The sequence below is a fragment of the Mesorhizobium sp. B2-7-1 genome, assembly GCF_006440735.1.
Taxonomy (GTDB): domain Bacteria; phylum Pseudomonadota; class Alphaproteobacteria; order Rhizobiales; family Rhizobiaceae; genus Mesorhizobium.
On sequence record NZ_VFUA01000084.1, the window covers coordinates 1 to 20,354 of the forward strand.

Annotated in this window: 16 protein-coding genes; 9 read left to right on the forward strand and 7 right to left on the reverse strand. The window is 65.6% G+C overall.

All coding sequences use genetic code 11. The features are described 5' to 3' along the window. The 4 genes from FJ471_RS25090 to FJ471_RS25105 form a co-directional block, all read right to left on the reverse strand. A partial coding sequence (locus FJ471_RS25090; protein ID WP_140807415.1) for an SMP-30/gluconolactonase/LRE family protein occupies positions 1–266 on the reverse strand: 266 nt, incomplete at its 3' end. A gap of 75 nt (positions 267–341) precedes the next feature. After that, a complete protein-coding gene (locus FJ471_RS25095; protein ID WP_140807416.1) occupies positions 342–2,759 on the reverse strand; it encodes an FAD-dependent oxidoreductase in 2,418 nt (805 codons plus the stop codon). Between the two features lie 151 nt (positions 2,760–2,910). Continuing rightward, positions 2,911–4,566 carry an ABC transporter substrate-binding protein gene (locus FJ471_RS25100; protein WP_140807417.1) on the reverse strand — a complete coding sequence of 552 codons (1,656 nt, stop codon included), beginning with the start codon at positions 4,564–4,566 and terminating at the stop codon, positions 2,911–2,913. A gap of 166 nt (positions 4,567–4,732) precedes the next feature. Beyond that, entirely contained in the window at positions 4,733–5,626 is an 894-nt protein-coding gene (locus FJ471_RS25105; RefSeq protein ID WP_140807418.1) for a LysR substrate-binding domain-containing protein, read from the reverse strand. A gap of 292 nt (positions 5,627–5,918) precedes the next feature. On the opposite strand from FJ471_RS25105, the gene FJ471_RS25110 reads away from it, so the two are divergent. The 9 genes from FJ471_RS25110 to FJ471_RS25150 are packed head-to-tail and all read left to right on the forward strand — an operon-like array spanning position 5,919 to position 17,225. Continuing rightward, entirely contained in the window at positions 5,919–7,316 is a 1,398-nt protein-coding gene (locus tag FJ471_RS25110) for an MmgE/PrpD family protein (RefSeq protein WP_246684825.1), read from the forward strand. A gap of 7 nt (positions 7,317–7,323) precedes the next feature. Next, on the forward strand, positions 7,324–8,565 hold the full coding sequence (locus tag FJ471_RS25115) for an FAD-dependent oxidoreductase (RefSeq protein WP_140807419.1): 1,242 nt from the start codon (positions 7,324–7,326) through the stop codon (positions 8,563–8,565). A 3-nt stretch (positions 8,566–8,568) separates the two neighbouring features. After that, on the forward strand, positions 8,569–8,835 hold the full coding sequence (locus FJ471_RS25120; RefSeq protein ID WP_140807420.1) for a sarcosine oxidase subunit delta: 267 nt from the start codon (positions 8,569–8,571) through the stop codon (positions 8,833–8,835). Then, positions 8,832–11,690, forward strand: a complete 2,859-nt coding sequence (locus FJ471_RS25125) for a 2Fe-2S iron-sulfur cluster-binding protein (protein ID WP_140807421.1) — start codon at positions 8,832–8,834, stop codon at positions 11,688–11,690. The genes FJ471_RS25120 and FJ471_RS25125 overlap by 4 nt, the downstream gene beginning before the upstream one ends. Further along, positions 11,691–12,266 (forward strand): hypothetical protein, encoded by a 576-nt coding sequence (locus FJ471_RS25130; protein WP_140807422.1) that lies wholly within the window; start codon positions 11,691–11,693, stop codon positions 12,264–12,266. It abuts the gene before it with no gap. Positions 12,267–12,275: 9 nt separating this feature from the next. Next, positions 12,276–13,184 (forward strand): dihydrodipicolinate synthase family protein, encoded by a 909-nt coding sequence (locus FJ471_RS25135; RefSeq protein WP_140807423.1) that lies wholly within the window; start codon positions 12,276–12,278, stop codon positions 13,182–13,184. Positions 13,185–13,191: 7 nt separating this feature from the next. Beyond that, on the forward strand, positions 13,192–14,160 hold the full coding sequence (locus FJ471_RS25140) for a D-2-hydroxyacid dehydrogenase (protein WP_140807424.1): 969 nt from the start codon (positions 13,192–13,194) through the stop codon (positions 14,158–14,160). 21 nt (positions 14,161–14,181) lie between these two features. Continuing rightward, on the forward strand, positions 14,182–15,723 hold the full coding sequence (locus FJ471_RS25145) for a trimethylamine methyltransferase family protein (RefSeq protein WP_140807425.1): 1,542 nt from the start codon (positions 14,182–14,184) through the stop codon (positions 15,721–15,723). An 11-nt stretch (positions 15,724–15,734) separates the two neighbouring features. After that, positions 15,735–17,225 carry a D-aminoacylase gene (locus tag FJ471_RS25150; protein WP_140807426.1) on the forward strand — a complete coding sequence of 497 codons (1,491 nt, stop codon included), beginning with the start codon at positions 15,735–15,737 and terminating at the stop codon, positions 17,223–17,225. On the opposite strand, the gene FJ471_RS25155 is transcribed toward FJ471_RS25150, so the two are convergent. The 3 genes from FJ471_RS25155 to FJ471_RS25165 are packed head-to-tail and all read right to left on the reverse strand — an operon-like array spanning position 17,210 to position 20,303. Continuing rightward, positions 17,210–17,875 (reverse strand): isochorismatase family cysteine hydrolase, encoded by a 666-nt coding sequence (locus FJ471_RS25155; protein WP_140807427.1) that lies wholly within the window; start codon positions 17,873–17,875, stop codon positions 17,210–17,212. The genes FJ471_RS25150 and FJ471_RS25155 overlap by 16 nt on opposite strands. Continuing rightward, positions 17,872–19,149 carry a Zn-dependent hydrolase gene (locus tag FJ471_RS25160; RefSeq protein ID WP_140807428.1) on the reverse strand — a complete coding sequence of 426 codons (1,278 nt, stop codon included), beginning with the start codon at positions 19,147–19,149 and terminating at the stop codon, positions 17,872–17,874. Before FJ471_RS25160 ends, FJ471_RS25155 begins: the two co-directional genes overlap by 4 nt. Then, positions 19,146–20,303, reverse strand: a complete 1,158-nt coding sequence (locus tag FJ471_RS25165) for an FAD-binding oxidoreductase (protein ID WP_246684826.1) — start codon at positions 20,301–20,303, stop codon at positions 19,146–19,148. Before FJ471_RS25165 ends, FJ471_RS25160 begins: the two co-directional genes overlap by 4 nt. Positions 20,304–20,354 lie beyond the last annotated feature (51 nt).

Genomic DNA, 20,354 nt, shown 5'->3' on the forward strand with positions numbered 1-20,354 from the left:
TAGCAGGTGACGAGGAACTCACCACGCGTCGTCGGCAGCACGGCCGACGGGCCGCAGCCATCCATCTTCCAGAAGATGTCATTCTTCTTGCCGTCCCAGACGGTCACCGTGCCGCGGCCGTATTCGACGTAGAAAAGCTTGTCCTGATACCAGATCGGACCTTCGGCGAACCACGCGTCGTTATTGACCACCTTAACGTCGGCAGCATGCGCTGCGGACGTCAGGACCAGGGCAAGCATCGTGCTCAGCAAATGCCGTTTGATCATGCGATTCCCCTTTGTTTTTAGTTGGTTGAGTCCTCTTCGAATGTCGTGTGCCTCCAGCCGCCGGGCGTTCGCGGCTTACGACCGCAGCCGCTTGCCTTCCGGGTCGAAGGGCGGGTGGGCAAGCAGCACCGCGTCATGCGGCCGGCCCAGTATGGCGACGGTCACCTTGTCGCCGGCCTTGGCGGTTCCCGCCTTGACGTAGCCCATCGCCAGCGACTGATCGACGAAATAGCCATAAGCGCCGGACGACACCTGGCCGATCGGCGTGCCGTCCGGCAGGAAGATCGGCTCGCCGCCGGTGGCGTCCGCATCCTTGGCCGAAACCGAAAGCATGATCAGTTCGTCCCGAGCCGGCTTCTCGGCGACGGCGAGATAGGCTTCGCGGTTGAGGAATTCCTTGTCCGTCTTGATCAGCCGGTCGAGCTTGACCTCCTGCGGCCAGTATTCCGGCGAGTATTCGCGGCTCCAGCTGCCGTAACCCTTTTCGACGCGCAGCGACATCAACGCCCGCGAGCCGACCGGCCCGGCGCCGACTTCCGCGCCGGCCTTGAGCAGCGCACGATAGAGCTCGACCTGCTCGGTGGCCTTGCAGTGCAGCTCCCAGCCGAGATCGCCGGTGAAGGAGACCCTGAGCGCCACCACATCGACGCCGGCGACGGTGATCTGGCGCGAGCGCATGAACGGGAAAGCCTCGTTCGACAGATCGTCATTGGTCAGCCGCTGCAGCAATTCGCGCGATTTCGGCCCGGCGACATTGAAGCCGCCGAGCTCCTCGGTGCGCGAGCGGAAGGTCGTGCCTGCCGGCAGCGGCACCGATTTGAAGAAGCGCTGGTGGAAGCGCTCGGCCATGCCCGAGCCGATCACCATGAACTCGTCTTCCGCCAGCCTCGTCACGGTGAAGTCGCCGGCAATGCCGCCGCGCTTGCCGATCAGCGGTGTCAGGCAGGAATTGCCTGTTTTGGTCGGCATGCGGTTGGCGAAGAGCGCGTTGAGCCAGGCTTCCGCGCCTGGGCCCTTCACCTCGTATTTGGCGAAATTGGAGATGTCGATGATGCCGGCATGCTCGCGCAGCATGCGGGCTTCGCGGCCCACCGGCCCCCACCAGTTCTGGCGCGTGAAGCCGATCGTCTCCTCGCGCGGCTCGCCATCGGCCGCGAACCACAGCGGGTGCTCCCAGCCGAAATTGAGGCCGAACACAGCGCCCATTTCCTTCTGCATTTCATAGACCGGCCGGATCCGCACCGGACGCCCGGCAGCGCGCTCTTCGTTCGGGAAATGGATCTTGAAACGGTGGCTGTACTGGTCCTGCACGCGCGCCTTGGTGAAGGCCTTGCCGGCCCAATGACCGAAGCGCGCCATGTCCCAGCCGAACATGTCGAGCGTCGGCTCGCCCTCGATCATCCATTCGGCGGCGAGCTTGCCCATGCCGCCCGACTGCGAGAAGCCGGGGATGATGCCGTTGCAGCAGAAATAGTTGCTGAGCTCCGGCACCGGCCCGAACAGCACCGCGCTGTCGGGAGACCAGATCATCGGACCGTTGATCACCTTCTTGACGCCGGCGGTAGCGGCCGCCGGGACACGCTGGACGGCGCGCATCATGTTTTCCTCGATGCGGTCGAGATCGTCGGGGAACAGCTCGTGGCCGAAGTCCAGCGGGGTGCCTTCCTCGGCCCAGAATTTCATGTTGCGCTCGTAAGCGCCGATCAGCAGCCCAAGGCCTTCCTGGCGCAGATAATATTCGCCGTCGCGGTCGGCGACCGACGGCAGGCGCCGGCCCATGGAGGCGATCTCGGGAATGGTCTCGGTGACGAAATACTGGTGCTCGGTCGGGATCAGCGGCAGTTGCAGTCCGGCCATGGCGGCGACCTCCCTGCCCCACAGGCCGGCGGCATTGACCACCCATTGCGTGCGGATGTCGCCCTTCGGCGTGCGCACGATCCAGCTGCCGTCCGCTCGCGCCTCCGTCGCCGTGACCGGCGTGAAGCGATGGATTTCGGCGCCGCGCTGGCGCGCGCCCGCGGCATAAGCCGCCGTCACGCCCGACGGATCGACATTGCCGCCCTCCGGCTCGTACATGATGCAGCGTATGCCGTCGAAATCGACCAGCGGATGCAGCCGCTCCGCCTCGTCGCGGCCGACCTCGTAGAAATTCATCTTGTAGCGCCGCGCCTTGGCTTCCTGGAGCCTGAGCTGGTGCTCGCGCGCCTCGGTCTGGGCGAGATAGAGCGAGCCCGGCTGGAAGATGCCGCAGCCCTGGCCGGTCTCGGCCTCCAGCTCCTTGTAGAGCGCCATCGTGTAGTGCTGCAGCCGGCTGATATTGGTGGAATCATGCAGGCCATGGATGTTGGCCGCCGCGTGCCATGTCGAGCCGGAGGTCAGCTCACTGCGCTCCAGGAGGACGACATCCGTCCAGCCGAACTTGGCGAGATGATAAAGGATCGAGCAGCCGATCAGACCACCGCCAATGACGACGGCTTGTGCATGAGTACGCATAGTTGAGCTTTCTTCCCTTGGTTCGGCGACTTGTTTCGCGCTCTCTGGCAGCGCTTTGGGATTTCATTTAGCTGACTGATCGATTGCAGTCGCCGGCTAAGTCAGGGGCGCAAAAATTGCGCCCCTGAACCATTGCTTTGATCCGCCCGGTTCAGGTCTTGTCCAGCCAGACCTTGTCCAGCTGCAGCTCGAATGTCTGATGCATGCCGAGGTTCTTCACGTAGGTGGCATGGTGGCGGTAGAGCGAGCGCCAGAACGCTTGGACGAGGATGCCGGAGTCCTGCAGGATGAACTCCACGTCCTTCATCAGCTCCTTGCGCTTGGCCGGGTCGGCGATGGCCATCGCCTCGTTGAGCTTCTTGTCGAAGTCCGGATTGGCGTAGCCGGACTCGTTCCACGCCTCGCCGCTGCGGTAGGCGATCGCGAGCACCTGCACGCCCAGAGGCCGCATGCCCCAGTCGGTCGTCGACCATGGGTACTTCGTCCAGTCGTTCCAGAACGAGGAGCCCGGGATGATGGTGCGCTTGACCTTGAATCCGGCGTCGCGCATCTGCGCGGCGACGACGTCGGCCGGGTCCTTCACATAGTCGGCGTCGTAGGAGATGAGCTCGAACTCGTGATCGGTCTGCCCGGCTTCGGCCATCAACGCCTTTGCCTTGGCAAGATCGCGCGGGACTTTCGGCAGCTCGTAATATTCCGGGTGGATCGGGCAGACATGGTGGTTTTCAGCGACCTGGCCCAGGCCGCTATAGCCGAGTTTCAGCACCGTCTCGTTGTCGACCGCGAGCTGGATGGCGTTGCGCACCCTCTTGTCGTCGTAAGGCTTGTTGGTCACGTTGGTGCGCAGCACGATGGTGCCGGCGGTGACGACCGGTTCCTTGACCAGGCCCATGCTGTCGTAGAGATCCACCGTGCCGCCGACCGTCTGGTAGTTGCAGTCGATCTCGCCTGCCTCGAAGGCACTGGCGATAGCCGGGTTGGATGCGTCCGACCCGTAGTCGGTCCAGTCGACACCCTCGAGATAGGGCTCGCCGCCAAACCAGGTGAAGTCCTTGCGCCGCCGCACCGAGGCGGACTCGCCGACCTTGTAGGAGATCAGCTCATACGGGCCGGTGCCGGGCGTCTTCAGCATGTCGGCGCCGTTCTTGTCGAAGTCGCGGTGGACAATGACCGCCGGATAGTCGGAAAAGCCCGGAATGATGGTGACGTCGGACTGATTGCATTTCAGCTTCACCGTATGGTCGTCGATCTTGGTGATGGCGCCGGCGGCCGCCTTCTTGGTGGAGGCATCGATCAGCGAGCTCATGCGCCCGGCCATCGAATTGCCCTCGGCCGCCTTATCGCACCAGCGTGCGATGTTGTAGACGATGTCGTCGGCGTTGAAGTCATCGCCATTCGACCATTTCACGCCCTTGCGCAGATGCAGCGTGTATTCGGTGGCGTCGTCGCTCACCTCCCAGCTTTCGACCAGATGACCCTCGAAGGTGAAGTCGGTGGTGTAGCGGATCATGTAGTCGTTGCACTGACGCATGACGTTGGCGATTTCCGACCAGTCCCAGGCGCGCGGATCTTTCATGTCCTTGATGATCATCTGCATCCTGAGAATGCCGCCCTTCTTGCCGGGCACTATCGTAACGGCCTTGGCCGGCTCGACCCCGGCCATCGAATAGGCGAGCGCCGTGGAAGCGCCCATCACGCTCGCCATGGCCAGGAATTCGCGGCGGTCCATCTTGCCGCTTTTGACTTCGGCTGCGTAGCTTTCGATGACCGCCGGGACGCGGTCACCGTTGCTCTTGAACATTGTCATCGTTGTTCTCCGGTTCAGGGCTTTCCGCCCGTTACATTCCCCTTGCGGCTACGCATGTTAGGGGCGATGCAAAAATCCCGGAAGGGCTCGATCCTTCACGAACCGCAGAAAACCGGCCTTGAAGGCCTAAAAAAACGATGCCATTGGCCCGTCAAATTTTTGAAGGTTACGGCCGCGCGGCGTCCTCCCTGGCCCTGGAAAGGATCCATTCCTTGACCGTGCGCGCGATGTTTCCCTTCGAGAGCTGGCTCTCGGTCAGGTAGTAATTCCAGGGGCTTGGCGGCCGGATGGGGAACGGCTCGACGAGCAGTCCGCGATCCATGTAGGCATGGGACAGGGAGCGCTGCGTGGCGACGAGTCCGGCCCCCATGGCGGCGAGCTCGAGCGCGATGTTGGAGGCGTTTGTCGACAGGCCCTTGTCGTGGTCCTCCATGTCGACGCCGAGCGCCTCGGTCACCACCTGCCAGTATTCCTGGCGGCCATGCACGAAGATCCAGTCCACCTTGAGCATGTCCTGCGGCGTCTTCAGCGCATGCTCGCCCTCGAGCATGCTGGGAGCGCAGAGCAGGACCAGTTCGTCGTTCCAGAGCGGGATCGCCGAAGGCGGCCTGTCGTCGAAGCGCCGCGTCGAGATGGTGATGTCGGCGATCTGCTCGCTCAAGTCTTCCCAGATCGTGCCGTGCAGCACGATCTCGATCTCGGGGTGCTTTTTCCGGAACGCCGCCATGCAGCCCGCCAGCCAGTTCTCCGCAAGGCTCATCGGACACGAGACCACCACTGTTCGGTTGCGGGAAGATGCGACGATCGCCTCGGTCGCCTGGTCGATCTGGTCGAGCGCCTGGCGCAAGGTCGGCAGGAACGCCTCCCCCATCTCGGTCAGCTTCAGGCTGCGCGGATAACGGATGAACAGTTGCCGACCGATATATTGCTCGAGCGCACGCACATGCGTGCTGACCGCCGCTTGCGTGTAGCCCAGTTCCTTGGCCGCCGTGGTGAAGCTCAAATGACGGGCCGAGCTCTCGAACGAGCGGATATAGTTCAAGGGGGGCGGCGGCTTCATCCCGGTCTGCCTAAAGCAATTCCAGGAAAAGTGTGAGCGGTTAAGTTCGGCGCCTTCGCCGTAACCTTCCGTCCGGAATTGCGTCAAAACAAAGCGCTAGGGCGGTTCGCCGTTTCCGTGAAACGGTGAACTGCTCTAGCAATCGCCATAGCTATCGCATGGGCAACCGGCCATTCAATCGCAGACAAGCGACATGGCATCAATATTTTTGGCCAAAGCCGCCAAACTAATCGCGTGCCTGCGCGATGAACCCAATTTAATGATGTTGTGGAGAGACAGGGGAGATAAGCGCGTGGCTGTGCCGTCATACCGGCGTGAGGGGCCTGTCGTCAGTTCCGATGCGGTCACCCGCCTTGCCGATTTCGTGCTGCGGCGTCCCGCCTCCGTCTTTCCCCAGCCGGTGCTGGAACAGGCGCGTTACCTCCTGCTCGATACGCTCGGCATCGCCGTTGCCGCCGGACCGATGGAAGCAGGCCGAATCGCCCGCGATGCCGCCGTGCTGCTTTATGGCTCGAACGATCCGCAATACGCGGCCCGCCTGCTGTTCGACGGGCGGCGCGCCAGCATCGCCGGCGCGGCCTATGCCGTTGCCACGCAGACCGACAACCTCGACGGCCACGACGGCTACAGCCCCACCAAGGGCCATATCGGCGTCGCGGTGGTACCGGCGCTTGCCGCGCTCGCGGAGGCACGGCCGGACCTTACCGGCCCGGAAGCGCTGGCGTCCCTGGTCATCGGCTACGAAGTCGCCGGCCGGGCCGGCATCGCCTTGCATGCGACGGTGAGCGACTACCATACGTCCGGCGCCTGGAATGCCTTGGGCGTGGCGGCGGTGGCGGCACGGCTGCGGCGGCTCGACGAAACGCAATTGCGCGAGGCGCTCGGCATTGCCGAGTATCACGGCCCGCGCAGCCAGATGATGCGCGAGATCGCCACCCCGACCATGCTGCATGACGGCTCCGGCCCGGGCGCCCTCATCGGCCTCTCGGCGGCGGTGTTGGCCGAACGCGGCTTCACCGGTGCGCCGGCGATCACCGTCGAGGCGCCGGATGTCGCGATGCACTGGCAAGATCTTGGCGTCTTCTGGCAGTCCCTTCATCAATATGTGAAACCCTACCCGATCTGCCGCTGGGCGCATGCGGCGATCGACGCGGTGCGCGGTCTCAGCCTGGCGCACAATCTTGGCCCCTCCGACATCGCCCACGTCCAGGTCAACAGCTTCCACTATGCGGCGACGCTGTTCGACGGCATGCCGGATACCACCTCGAAGGCGCAGTACAGCCTGCGCTTCGCCGTAGCGACCTTCATCCTTCATGGGCGCATCGGGCTGGAGCATATTTCCGGGGCCGGGCTCGCCGACGCCGCGGTCGCCGACATGCTCACCCGCATCACCGTGACCGAAAGCGAGCGCCACAGCGCCCGCTTCCCGGCCGGACGCTGGGCCGACGTCGTCATCACGACGACGGACGGACGTGTGCTGGCATCCGGCGACGTGCATGCGCGCGGCGGCCCGGAAGCGCCGATGTCGAGGCAGGACGTCGAGGCCAAATACATGGAGTTCGCCGCGCCGGTGCTCGGATCCGACCGCGCCGCCGCGATCCGCGACGCGGTGCTCTCCCTCGACGACCGCGACAGCCGCTTCTCCGATCTGTCGGCGCTGCTCTACGATCCTCCCAAGACTTCGAGCTGAGCCCGCAATGCCCCTCAGGCTCCTGAAATACGGTCTCAGCAGGGACTATCCGGTCAGCGGCGACATTCCCGCCACACCTGACCTGAAGCCGGCCTACGACGTCGTCATCATCGGCGGCGGCGGTCATGGACTGTCCTGCGCGCACCATCTTGCCAAGTATCACGGCATAAAGAGCGTGGCGGTGCTGGAGAAAGGCTACCTCGCCGGCGGCAACACCGCGCGCAACACCACCACCATCCGCTCCAACTACATCACGCCGGAAGGCATTGCCTTCTACAAGGAAGGCGTCGAGCTGTTCGAGCGGCTGTCGCAAGAGCTCGATTTCAACGTCATGTTCTCGCAGCGCGGCCAGCTCACGCTGGCGCATACCGAGGCAACGATGCGCAGCTTCCACATGCGGGCCGAGATGGGCAAGCACATGGGCACGCGCACCGAGGTCGTCGACCAGAAGGGCGTCGAAGAACTCTGTCCGCTTCTCAACATGGACTATGGCGGCCCGCTCGAAATCCTCGGCGGGCTCTGGCATGCCGACGGCGGAACGGCGCGCCACGATGCCGTCGCCTGGGGCTACGCCGCCCAGGCGTCGCGGCGTGGCGTCGAGATCCACCAGCGCACCGAAGTGCAGGGCTTCGAGGTGGTCGGCGACCGGGTCCAGGCGGTCAAGACGAACCGTGGCCGCGTCGCCTGCGGCCAGGTGCTGATCGCCACCGGCGGCATGAATTATGACGTGGCGCTGATGGCCGGCGTCGAGCTTCCCATCCGCTGCTATCCGCTGCAGGCGATGGTGACCCAGCCCCTGAAACCCTGGCTCGACACACTGGTCTCGTCGGTGTCGCTGCACACCTACCTCGTGCAGTCGTCGCGCGGCGAGGTCGTCATCGGCGGCGGCTCCGATCCCTACCAGCTCTATTCGACGCGCTCGACGCTCGACATGAAGGAGCATCTTGCCGAAGGCGCGGTCCACCTCTTCCCCTTCCTTCAGGGCGTGCGCCTGCTCAGGCAATGGGCCGGCATCACCGACATGACGCCGGACTACAGCCCGATCATGGGCGCGAGCCCGCTCGCCAATCTGTGGCTCGACTGCGGCTGGGGCACCTGGGGCTTCAAGGCGACGCCCGTCGCTGGCAAGCGCATGGCGCAGACCATCACCGACGGCAGCGTGCCCGATATCCTGAAACCATTTGCATTGGAGCGCTTCGAAACATTCCGGCTGCTCAATGAAATGGGCGCGACGGCGGCGAGCCATTAAACCATGAAACTGCTCACCTGCCCGATGAACGGTCCGCGCAACATCGACGAGTTCCAGTCCTTCGGCCCGGTGCGCGCGCGGCCAGATCCGAACGCAACCGCCGACAAGGAATGGTCGCGCCATCTGTTCCGCGCCGAGAACCGCAAGGGCGTCGTCGTCGAGTGGTGGCGGCACGTGCCGAGCAACTATTTCTTCCTGGCCGAGCGCGATCTCGTCCGCAACGAGATCATCCGCACCTTCGACGCTTCGCAACTGCGGGACCGCGCATGAACCGGCTGCCCGCCCCTTTCGGAAGCCGCATCGATCGAAGCCGCCGCATCCGCTTCACTTTCGAGGGCAAGCCCTTCGAAGGCTATGAAGGCGACAGCATCGCCAGCGCGCTCGCCGGTTCCGGCCAATGGGTGCTGTCGCGCTCGTTCAAATACCACCGCCCGCGCGGCATCCTGTCGATGACCGGGGCCGACGCCAACGCGCTGGTGCAATTGCCGTCCGAACCGAACGCCGCCGCCGAACGCACGCCGATCAGCGAAGGGCTGCGGGTCAGCGCGCAGAACGTCAATGGCTCGCTCGAGCGGGACCGCGACGCCGTCATGGACAGGTTCGGCCGCTTCCTGCCGGTCGGCTTCTACTACCGCACCTTCATGGGTCCGCGCCGCGACAGCTGGCTGAAATTCTGGGAGCCGATCATCCGCCGCAAGGCGGGCCTGGGCGTCGTCGACACCAAGGCGCCGCACCGGCATTTCGACAAGACGCACCTGCATTGCGACGTGCTCGTCGTCGGCGCCGGCCCGGCGGGCTTGAGCGCCGCGCTCGCCGCCGCCGAAGCCGACGCCGACGTGGTGCTGTGCGACGAGAACCCGGAGATCGGCGGCGCGCTGAGCTATGGCCGCTACGATCCGGCCATCCTCTCCGGCCTGTCGTCGCGGCTGGCGGCGCTGCCCAATCTCAAGGTGCTGACCGGCACCGTCTGCAATGGCTGGTACGAAGACAATTGGCTGCCGCTGATTGAGGGCGACCGCCTCCATCGGACACGCGCCCGGGAGGTGATCCTGGCGACCGGCGCCATCGAGCAGCCGGCCGTCTTTCGCAACAACGACCTGCCGGGGATCATGCTCGGCGGTGCCGCCCAGCGCCTGATCCGCCACTATGGCGTGCGGCCCGGTCAGAGCGCCGTGGTGCTGGCCGCCAATGACGATGGTTACAGCGCGGCCCTCGACCTTCTCGATGCAGGCGTATCGGTGGTCGAGCTTGTCGATCCGAGACCCGCCGGCGCGGCCAGTCCGCTGGAAGCCGAGCTCCGCGGCAAGGGCATCGCCATCCGCAGAGGCGCGACCGTCGAGACGGCGGAAGGCACGGCCGGAAACCGCCATCTTGCTCGCGTCCATGTCGGCGGAAGCTGGATTGCCTGCGACCTGCTCGCCGTTTCGATCGGCCAGGTACCGGCATGGCAATTGCCGTGTCAGGCCGGCGGCAAGGTCGGCTACGATGCCGGCTTGGAGACGATGACGATCACGCTTCCGCAAGGCTCCGTCCATCTTGCCGGGGCCGTTGCCGGAACGGACGAGTTGGAGGATGCCATCGCCGGCGGCCGGCGCGCGGCGGCAGCCGCGCTTTCGCGGCTCGGTCATGCGATTGCCGAGCAACCTTCGGCGGCCGGCCCAAAAGCCGCACGACCACGATACGTGCAGCCGATCGCCGCCGATCCCAAGGGACGCGACTTCGTCGACTTCGACGAGGACCTGCAGGTCAAGGATCTGCAGAATGCGACCAAGGAGGGCTATCGACATATCGAGCTGGTCAAGCGCTTCACCACCGTCGGCATGGGCCCGAGCCAGGGTCGTCATTCGGCCTTGGCCACCGCCCGCATCGTCGCCGAGGCAACTGGCCGAACGGTCGGCGAGATCGGCATCACCACGGCGCGTCCTCCCGTCGGGCCGGAAACGCTCGGCGTGCTCGCCGGCCACCATGAGGTGCTGGAGCGCCGCACCGCACTGCATGCGCGGCACATCGCGCTGAACGCCGCGATGAAGCCGGTCGGCGCATGGTGGCGACCCTATTACTATGGCGAAGCAAGCAGCGCCGAGGAAGCGATCCGCGAGGAAATCCTCGCCGTGCGCGAAGGCGTCGGCCTGCTCGACGTCTCGACGCTGGGCAAGCTGGAGATCCGCGGGCCGGACGCCGGCGAGTTTCTCGACCGCCTCTACACGATGGCGCATGCCAACCAGCCCGTGGGCCGCGTCCGCTATTGCCTGATGCTCAACGAAATGGGCTCGGTGATCGACGATGGCGTCGCCTACCGGATGGCGCAGGATCAGTTCTATGTGACGGCGACTACCGGCACCGTGGCGCGCGTCTATGCCGACATGCTGTTCTGGAACGCCGAGTGGCGTCTGAAGGTCGACGTGCTCAACCTGACCGGCGCCTTCTGCGGCCTCAACGTCACCGGACCCAAGGCGCGCCTGGTGTTGGAGGCGCTGGACAGCGACATCGATTTCAGCCGCGATGCCTTCCCCTATCTGAGCGGTCGCGACGGCACTGTCGCAGGCGTCCCGGTGCGGGTGATGCGCATCGGGTTCACCGGCGAGCTCAGCTACGAATTGCATTGCCCCTCGAGCCTGGCGCCCAGCCTCTGGGACGCGGTGATGGCGGCGGGCAAACCGCATGGCCTGCGCCCCTATGGACTGGAAGCATCCCGCATCTTGCGCCTGGAGAAAGGCCACATCCTGATCGGCCAGGACACGGATGCGATCACCACGCCGGACGAGCTGGGTTTCGGCTGGGCGGTCTCGAAGAAGAAGCCGTACTTCGTCGGCAAGCGCTCCATCGAGATGCGCGCGAGGCTCGGGCAGACCCGCAGGCTGGTCGGCTTGCAGTTCCCCGCCAGCGCCCGGAACATCCCCGGCGAAAGCTGCCTGGTGCTGCGCGGCGGCGCACCTGTCGGGCAGATCACGTCGGTTGGCTATTCGCCATCGCTCGCGCATCACATCGCGCTCGCCTATGTCCATGTCGACGACCAGGCGGAAGGCAGCCGCGTGACGGTGAAGTGCCGCGACGGTGAACTGGTCGAGGTGCCGGTCGTCGCCCACGCCTTCTTCGACCCGACCAACGCGCGGCAGGAGATCTAGATGGCCACCGCTGCCCGCATCTATCCCTTCATGCCTGGCGGCGCGGCCGAAGGCACGAAGCTGGTTTCCGGCGCGGTCGTGCTGAGCGATCTCACGGACAAGCCGCGCTTCGGCCTGAAAGGCGGCGGCAGCGCCGCCTGGCTCGCCGCACAAGGCGTTCCCCTCCCCACCGTCAATCGCATCGGTGAGCATCGCGGCATGCGGGTCCTGCGCCTCGGCAATGAGGACATCCTGCTTCTCGCGGAGGGCACGGGCGAGACGCTTGCCCAAATCAAGACCGCCTGGCTGGCAGCGGCAACCTCGAAGGGCTATTCGTCATGGCGCGAGGAAGGCTGGGCATGGATGCGCCTTTCCGGTCCTCGCCTTGCCGAAGCGATGAGCGGGCTTTGCGCGCTGGACCTCAGACCCAAAAAATTCGGCGCCGACGATCTCGCCCAGACCCGCGTCGGCCATATCGAAGCCGTGACGTTCCGTTCGCCGACAGGTTTCGACATACTCTTCGACATCACCGCTTCGGCCTACTTCGCCCGCGCCGTCGCGGCTGTGGCCGGCCACACAGACCAGCATCACGCGTAGAGGATATTCATGACCCGCCCGCAAGGAACCATCGCCCCGATCCTGACGCCGTTCGAAGACGACGGCCGCATCGCGCGCGACCTCTGGATTTCCCACGCCAAATGGGTGCTCGGCCAGGGCGCGCATTTCCTCTCGCCCTTCGGCACGACGGGCGAAGCGCTTTCGGTTTCGCTCAGCGAGCGCATGCAGGCGCTGGAATGGCTGGTCGAGGCCGGCATCCCGCCGGACCGGCTGATGCCGGGCACCGGCGTCACCGCGCTGCCCGAAACGGTCGAATTGTCGGCGCATGCCGTTGGCCTCGGCTGCGCCGCGGTCATGGTGCTGCCGTCCTTCTTCTACACCGGCGCCGGCGACAACGGTCAGGCGCGCTATTTCAGCGAACTGATCGAGAAGGTGGCAAAGCCCTCGATGCGCGTGATCCTCTATCACATCCCGCAGAATTCCGGCGTGCCGGTCAGCCCCGCCCTGACGGCCAGGCTGAGCAAGGCCTTTCCGGACACGGTCGTCGCCTACAAGGACAGCGCCGGCGACTGGAACAACACCGCCGCCGTCATCGCCGCCGCGCCCGATATTTCGGTGTTTCCGAGCTCCGAGGCGCAACTCACCAGGGGTCTGGCGAGCGGCGCAGCCGGCTGCATTTCGGCCACGGTCAATCTGAACGCCGCCGCCATCCGCCGCCTCTATGACGCGGCCCGCAAGGGCGAAGACGTCGCCGAGGCCAATGCCGCCATCAAGGCGTTCCGGAAGGTGATCCAGGATGCCGGGCTGATCCCGGCGATGAAGGCGGTGCTCGCGGTCAAGTCCGGCGACCGGCGCTGGCTGAATCTGCGCGCGCCGCATGAAAATGTGACGCTGGAAAACGGCCAGGCGCTGCTTGCCACCCTCGGCAGCGCCGCCGACCATATCGGCCGCAATTGAGGTCGCGATGTCGGCGCGCCCAACAATCATCCTGCACACCGACAAGCCGGGGGGCGCGCTTGCCGTGCTCGCCGAGACCCATCCGGGCCTCGATGTCCATGCCTGCGAAACCTATGCCGGCCTTCCCGCTTTGATCGAACGAACCGCCGCGGAAGTGGTCTATTCGATCCGCTTCGACGGCACGCCGCGCTATCCGCGCCAGGCTCTCGTCGAGAGCCCGACGGTGAAATGGGTGTCGATCGGCGGCTCCGGCACCGACCATCTCGGGCGCTGGGATCCCGCCCATGTGACGGTGACGAATTCGGCCGGCGTCGCCGCCGGCATGCTGGCCGAATATGCGCTCGGCGCTATGCTCTCCTTCTCGCTCGACCTGCGCGGTTTTGAGCGCCGGCAACAGGCCCGCCAATGGGGCGGCGGCCGCGTCGAGCCGATCGAGGGCAAGACCGTCCTCATCGTCGGCCTCGGCAAGACCGGGGAAGCCGTCGCGCGCCGCGCGCAGGCGATGGACATGCGCACGCTGGGCATTCGCGCGCGACCGAAGCCGATGCCATCGCTCGACGAAGTGCATGGTCCCGACGCGCTGCTGGCGTTGATCGGCCGGGCCGATTTCATCGTCTGCTGCGTGCCCCTGCTGCCCAGCACGCGCGGCCTGCTTGGCGAGGCGGCCTTCGCCGCGATGAAGCCGACCGCCGTGCTGATCGACATTTCGCGCGGCGGCGTCGTCGAGGAAGCCGCCCTGCTCAGCGCGCTCGACAACAAGCGGATCAAGGGCGCGGCGCTCGATGTCTTCGCCACCGAGCCGCTGCCGGCCGAGCACCCGCTATGGGGCTACGACAACGTCGCCGTCACGCCGCATTGCGCGGCCGTCTATGACGGCTGGGATATCAAGTCAGTGCGCATGTTCGCCGACAATCTGGCGCGCTACCGCAAAGGTGAGCCGCTGGAGAATGTGGTCAATCCGGAACGCGGCTATTGAACGCCGGGAGGGAGTAGTCCGATGTCACAGGACAGGCGCGGCGGCGGCCGCAGATCGAAGCTCGGGCGCAGCGGTGGTGGCATCGCGCAACTGCCTTGGCAGAGCGTGAAAACCCCCTACCCGCCCATGCAGCTTCTCGACGAGGAGCGCATGGAACAGCTGCACAAGACCTCGATGCGCATCCTGTCGGAGCTCGGCATCCGCGTCATGAGCGAGAAGGTGATGGACCTGTTCGCCGCGGCCGGCGCCATCGTCGATCGCGAGGAAAAGACCATCAGGATCGATGAAAGCCTGGTGACCGAAGCGCTGCACAAAATTCCCTCATCCTTCACGCTGACCAGCCGCAACCCCGACAAGCAGGTGCATCTCGGCGGCAATTCGCTGGTCTTCGGACTGGTCGCCGGCCCGCCCAACGTGCATGACCGCATCAATGGCCGCCGCCAGGGCAATCTCCCCGACTACCAGAACTTCATCCGGCTGGCGCATCACTTCAACGCCATCCACATCATCGGCAACCAGGTGGTGGCGCCGATGGAACTGCCGGCCAATGCGCGCCATCTCGACACCTATCACGCCAATCTGACGCTGAGCGACCTCTCCTTCCATTGCACCGCGATCGGCCGCGCGAGGGCGATGGACGGCATCAACATGATGGCGATCGCGCGCGGCATCAGCGTCGAGGAGATGCGGGCTTCGCCTGGTGTTACGACGATCATCTCGATCAACTCGCCGCGCCTGTTCGACGATGCGATGGCGGAGGGCCTGATCGCCATGGCCGAGCACGGCCAGCCGGTGACCGTCACGCCCTTCACGCTGATGGGCGCCATGACGCCGGTGACCCTTGCAGCCGCGCTCTGCCAGCAGAACGCCGAGGCGCTGTTCGGCGTCGTGCTGACGCAACTCGTCAATCCGGGCACGCCGGTGATGTACGGCGCCTTCACTTCCAATGTCGACATGAAGTCGGGCGCGCCGGCCTTCGGCACGCCCGAGAACGCCAAGGCCAACATCATCGCCGGGCAATTGGCGCGGCGCTACAACCTTCCCTACCGCACCTCCAACGCCAACGCCTCCAATGTCGTCGACCTGCAGGCCGCATACGAGACCGAGATGGCGACGTGGGGCGCGGTGCTCGGCGGCGCCAATCTGATCTACCATGCCGCCGGCTGGCTGGAGGGCGGCCTGACGGCGTCCTACGAAAAGCTCGTCCTCGACGTCGAGATCCTGCAGAACATGATGGAGTTCCTGCGGCCGCTGCCGTTCCAGGAGGACGACCTAGGCTTCGAGGCGATCAAGTCGGTGCCGGCCGGCGGCCATTTCTTCGGCGCCGAGCACACCATGTCGCGCTACACCACCGCCTTCTATCAGCCGATGCTCTCCAACTGGCAGAACCACGGCGCCTGGGAGGAAGCTGGCGGCAAGGACGCACTCGAACGTGCGACCGAGCTCTGGCAGCAGGCGCTGCATGATTACGAGGAGCCGGTCATGGACACCGCGATCCGCGAGGAGCTCGACGCCTATGTCGCGCGCCGCCGAGAAGAGATCGCCGCCAATCCGGAAAGCTAGGAAGTCGCCTGATGCCCTATGATCTCCTCATCCGTCACGCAACGCTGATTTCCGGAGACGGTTCTGACCGCTTCGAGGCAGACATTGCCGTCGCGATGGGCCGTATCGCCGCCATCGGCCGGCTGGATGACGCGCCAGGCATCGAGGAAATCGACGCCAGGGGCAAGATCGTCGCGCCGGGCTTCATCGACGTGCACACCCATGACGACGGCGCGCTGCTGGCGCCGCGCGGCATGGACCCGAAGATCAGCCAGGGCGTGACGACGGTGATTGCCGGCAATTGCGGCGTCAGCCTGGCGCCGCTGCTGCTCGACAAGACACCGCCGCCGCCCTTCACCCTGGTCGGCGGCCGCGAGAATTTCCGCTTCGACCGTTTTGCCGACTATGTCGCCGAGTTGAAGCGGCGCGGCATCGCCACCAACGCGGCCCTGCTCGTCGGCCACACCACCTTGCGCCAGCGCTGCATGCCGGTGACCGATCGGCCGGCCAACGAAGCGGAAACGGCGGCGATGCAGGAGGTGGTTGCCGAGGCCATGGCCGAGGGCGCGTTCGGTCTCAGCACCGGGCTCGACTACCCGCCGGCCGTCAACTCCTCGACCGAGGAGGTCAAGGCGCTGGCGGCGACCGCTGCGCATCTCGGCGGCCCCTATGTCACCCACACGCGCAACTATTTCGAGACCATGGACGAGGCGATCGAGGAAGCGATCGACATCGCCGGTCACGCCGGCGGCAAGCTGTTCATCTCGCATCACCAGTGCACCGGCCGCGCCAATTTCGGCAAAAGCCGTCCCTCGCTCGCACGGATCGACCGGGCGCGCGAGACCATGGACATCGGCATGGACGTCTATCCCTATGCCGCGAGCTCGACCGTGCTTCGGCTGGAGCGCTGCGACACCGGCCTGAAGATCCTCGTCACCTGGTCCGATCCGCATCCGGAGATGGCAAGGCGTGAGATCGCCGATATTGCCCGCGAATGGAACTGCACGGAGCGCGAGGCCGGTGAGCGTCTGCTGCCGGCGGGCGCGGTCTATTTCCAGCTCGACGAGGACGACGTCCGCAACATCATCGCGCATCCGCGCACCATGGTCGGCTCGGACGGCCTGCCGCACGACATCCACCCGCATCCACGCCTCTGGGGCACGTTTCCACGCGTGCTCGGACACTACGCGCGCGATGTCGGCTTGCTCAGCCTGGAAGAAGCGGTGTTCCGCATAACCGGTCTGCCCGCGAAGGAATTCGGTATCGCAGAGCGCGGACTACTGGCCGAAGGCAATTTCGCCGACCTCGTCATCTTCGATCCCGAGACGATCATCGACACCGCGACCTTCGAGGAGCCGCGCCGGCCGGCTGCCGGCATCGACCATGTCTTCGTCAACGGCGTTTCCGTCTGGCGCGGCGGCCGGGCGACCGGTGCGCTGCCGGGGGCGGTTCTAAAACCTTCGGCTTCAAAAACGGTGGTCAGAGGCGCATGCAACTGCGGCGCCGATCACAGCGCCTCATAGATCCGGTCGACGCTCTCCAGCGCGTAGGCGAATTCCACCGGCCGTGTGCAGCGCCAGCCGTCGAAGGGCTGGCCGGCAAGCGCCTTCAGCGCCTCGGGCAGGCGAAGGATGCCGCCGCCATAGAGCCGGTTCGCCATGTCGAGCATGCCGGTGCGGTGCATGGCCTCCGTCATGCTGCCGCAGGCTTCCTTGACCAACCAGACGCGAAAACCCTGATAGACCGCGTCGAAGACGCTTTCGGTCACGCAACTGTCGGTCAGCACGCCGGCGACGACAAGGTTTTCGATGCCAAGCGCGGCCAGCCGTTGCGAAAGATCGGTTCGCCGAAACGCGCTCGGCCAGTGCTTGTGGATGACGATGTCGCCCGGCAGCGCAGCAACTTCGGCGCAGATATCCGCGCCCTCGCTGCCGGCGACGGCGGAGCGGAATTCCTCGGTCAGGATTTCTTCCTGCCGCGCATAGCCGTCGCGTTCTTCCGGTTTCACCCAGGCCTGCGCATGAATGACCGGCATTCCCGCCTTGCGGGCGGCTTCTATCAGCACGGCGGCGTTGGCGAGCACCGCGTCGTAGCCGACGACCGGCCATGCAGCCCCGGGGCGGTATTCGTTCTGCAGGTCGATGACCAGCAAGGCGGTCTTGGCAAGGTTCATGGCTGGTCCGTGTCGAAGTCGGTGACGAAACGCAAAAGCAGACGGATCGCCTGGTCGAGGTCGGCGATCTCCATCGCTTCATGCGGATTATGGCTGCCGTTTTCATTGCGCACGAACAGCATCGCGGTCGGAATGTTGGCGCCGGCAAAGGTGGCTGCATCGTGCCCGGCTCCGCTAGGCACATGTGGCGCTCGCATTTGCAGTTCGGTAGCGGCGCGGTCGAGCCTGCCGATCAGATCCGGCGACATCGTCGCCGGCTCCCAGGTAAAGCGCGGCCCATGCTCGAAGGCGACGCCGCGTTTGCTACCGACTTCGGCGAGAGTGCCATGAAGCCGATTTTCGATGCGATCCAGCACGGCTGCTTCGGCGCTGCGTACATCCAGCGTGAAGCCGAGCTCGCCCAGAACCCGGCTGCCGCCATGCTGCGTGCGATCGGACTGCACGCGACCGAAGGTGATGGTCGCTTCATGTCCTTCGCTTTCGAGCGCGTCCCACTCCGCCTCGAGGCCGGCGATCAGATCGGCAAAGCCAAGCACGGCATCATGCCTGGCAAAGCGCGGCTCGGCGCCGGAATGGGCATAGGCGCCGAAGCACTTGGCATCGACATAGCGGAAGCCACCGGCGATCCCGGTAACGATGCCGACCGGCGCTTCGGCGGCGACCAGCCGCGGTCCCTGCTCGATATGGACCTCGATAAAGGCCGCGATCTGCGCGGCATCGATGCCGGGCACACCACGCCGCACGGCGTCGGGGTCGAAACCTTCCTCGCGCATGTGCTCGGCCAGCGTGCGGCCGCTGTCGGAGCGCCTGGCTTCGAGCGCCTGCGGCTCCAACAGGCCAAGCGCCGCCTGGCTGCCCGGGTAGGACAGCGGAAACCAGACGGCTTCCTCGGCGCGTGTCGCCAGCACGACGAGGTCGCGCGGCAACCGGACGCCCTGCACGGCCAGTTCGGCCATCACCGCCAACCCAGCCACGACGCCGGCGGCGCCATCGAAATTGCCGCCATGCGCCACGCTGTCGAGATGCGAGCCGATGACGATCGCCGGCAGGTCGGGGTTACGGCCGCTGAGCGTCAAATAGAGATTGCCGGCGGCATCGACGCGCGCGACGGCACCGAGTTTTTCCGCCTCATTGCGCACGAGATCATGAGCGAAGCGCTCGCCCGGTCCGTAAGCAATGCGCGTGATCCCCGGCGCATCGGTCGTGGCTTCAGCGAGCGTATCCAGGACACGCCCCGCCAGTTCACCGCCGGCCGTAAGGACGGCACTGCTCATGAAACAGCCTGCGTTGCTTCAGGCGTGACGCCTCGAAGCCGATGCGGCGTGAGCTCTTCGAGCGATACCCCTTGCCTTGCGACATCGTCCGGCAGGCCGCCGCCGGCGATCAGGCTGGCGCAGACCCGCGACAGCGCCGGCGACGTCTTGATGCCGTAGCCGCCCTGCCCGACCAGCCAGACGAAATCCGGAAATTCGTCATCGGGCCCAACCACCGGCGACCCGTCGGCGACGAACGTCCTCAAGCCTGCCCAGGAACGCGACACCCGCTGCACTTCGATCGTCGTTGCCCGTTCGAGACGTTCGGCGCCGATCGCGACATCGATGTCTTCCGCAAAGGCGTCCATCGGCGCCGATGGTGTGGCGTCGGACGGCGAGACGAACAGCTGCCCGGCATCCGGCTTGAAATAGAATTCCGCGCCGACATCGTTGACCAGCGGCCAGTCGCTGATATCGACACCCTCAGGTGCCGGAATGTTGAAAGCGGTGCGGCGCTTCGGCTGCAGGCCGACCGGGCGCATGCCGGCCATCGCCGCGATCTCGTCGCCCCAGGCGCCTGCCGCATTGACGACCAGCGGCGCAAGGAATGTCCCCGCTTCCGTCTCGACCCGCCATCGACCGCCCTGCCGGCCGATAGTCCTTACGCCGGCCTTGGTGACGACGCGCGCGCCATGCGCCCGCGCGCCGCGCAAAAAACCCTGATGCAGGCCGTTGACATCAATGTCCATCGAATGCGGTTCGATATAGGCGCCGGCGAGATAATCCCGGCGCAGCACCGGCACGCGCGCGATCGCCTCGTCCGGCGTCATCGCAACGATCGAGGGAACGAGCGCCTGCGCCGCCGCCATATCCTCGCGCAAAAGGTCGAGCTGGTCGGCGCGCGCCACGGTGATCATGCCGCGCTTGCTGAGCAGCGGATAATCGCAAAAACCCGTCGGCGGCTCGGTCAGGAAGGCGCGACTTGAGAGCACGATGCGGCGGATGACGCCGTTGCCGTAATTCTCCGTGAAGCTCGCCGCCGAGCGTCCCGTGGTGTGATAGCCGCAATGGCTCTCGCACTCGAGCAGCACAACCTTTTTGTCGCGCGAAATCTCGAAGGCGGCGCCAGCGCCGGCCATGCCGCCGCCGATGATGATCACGTCGGTTTCCGTCATGTCAGCCGCGCTCACTGCTTTTGCGCATTCATCGCACCCTTGGAGCTACCC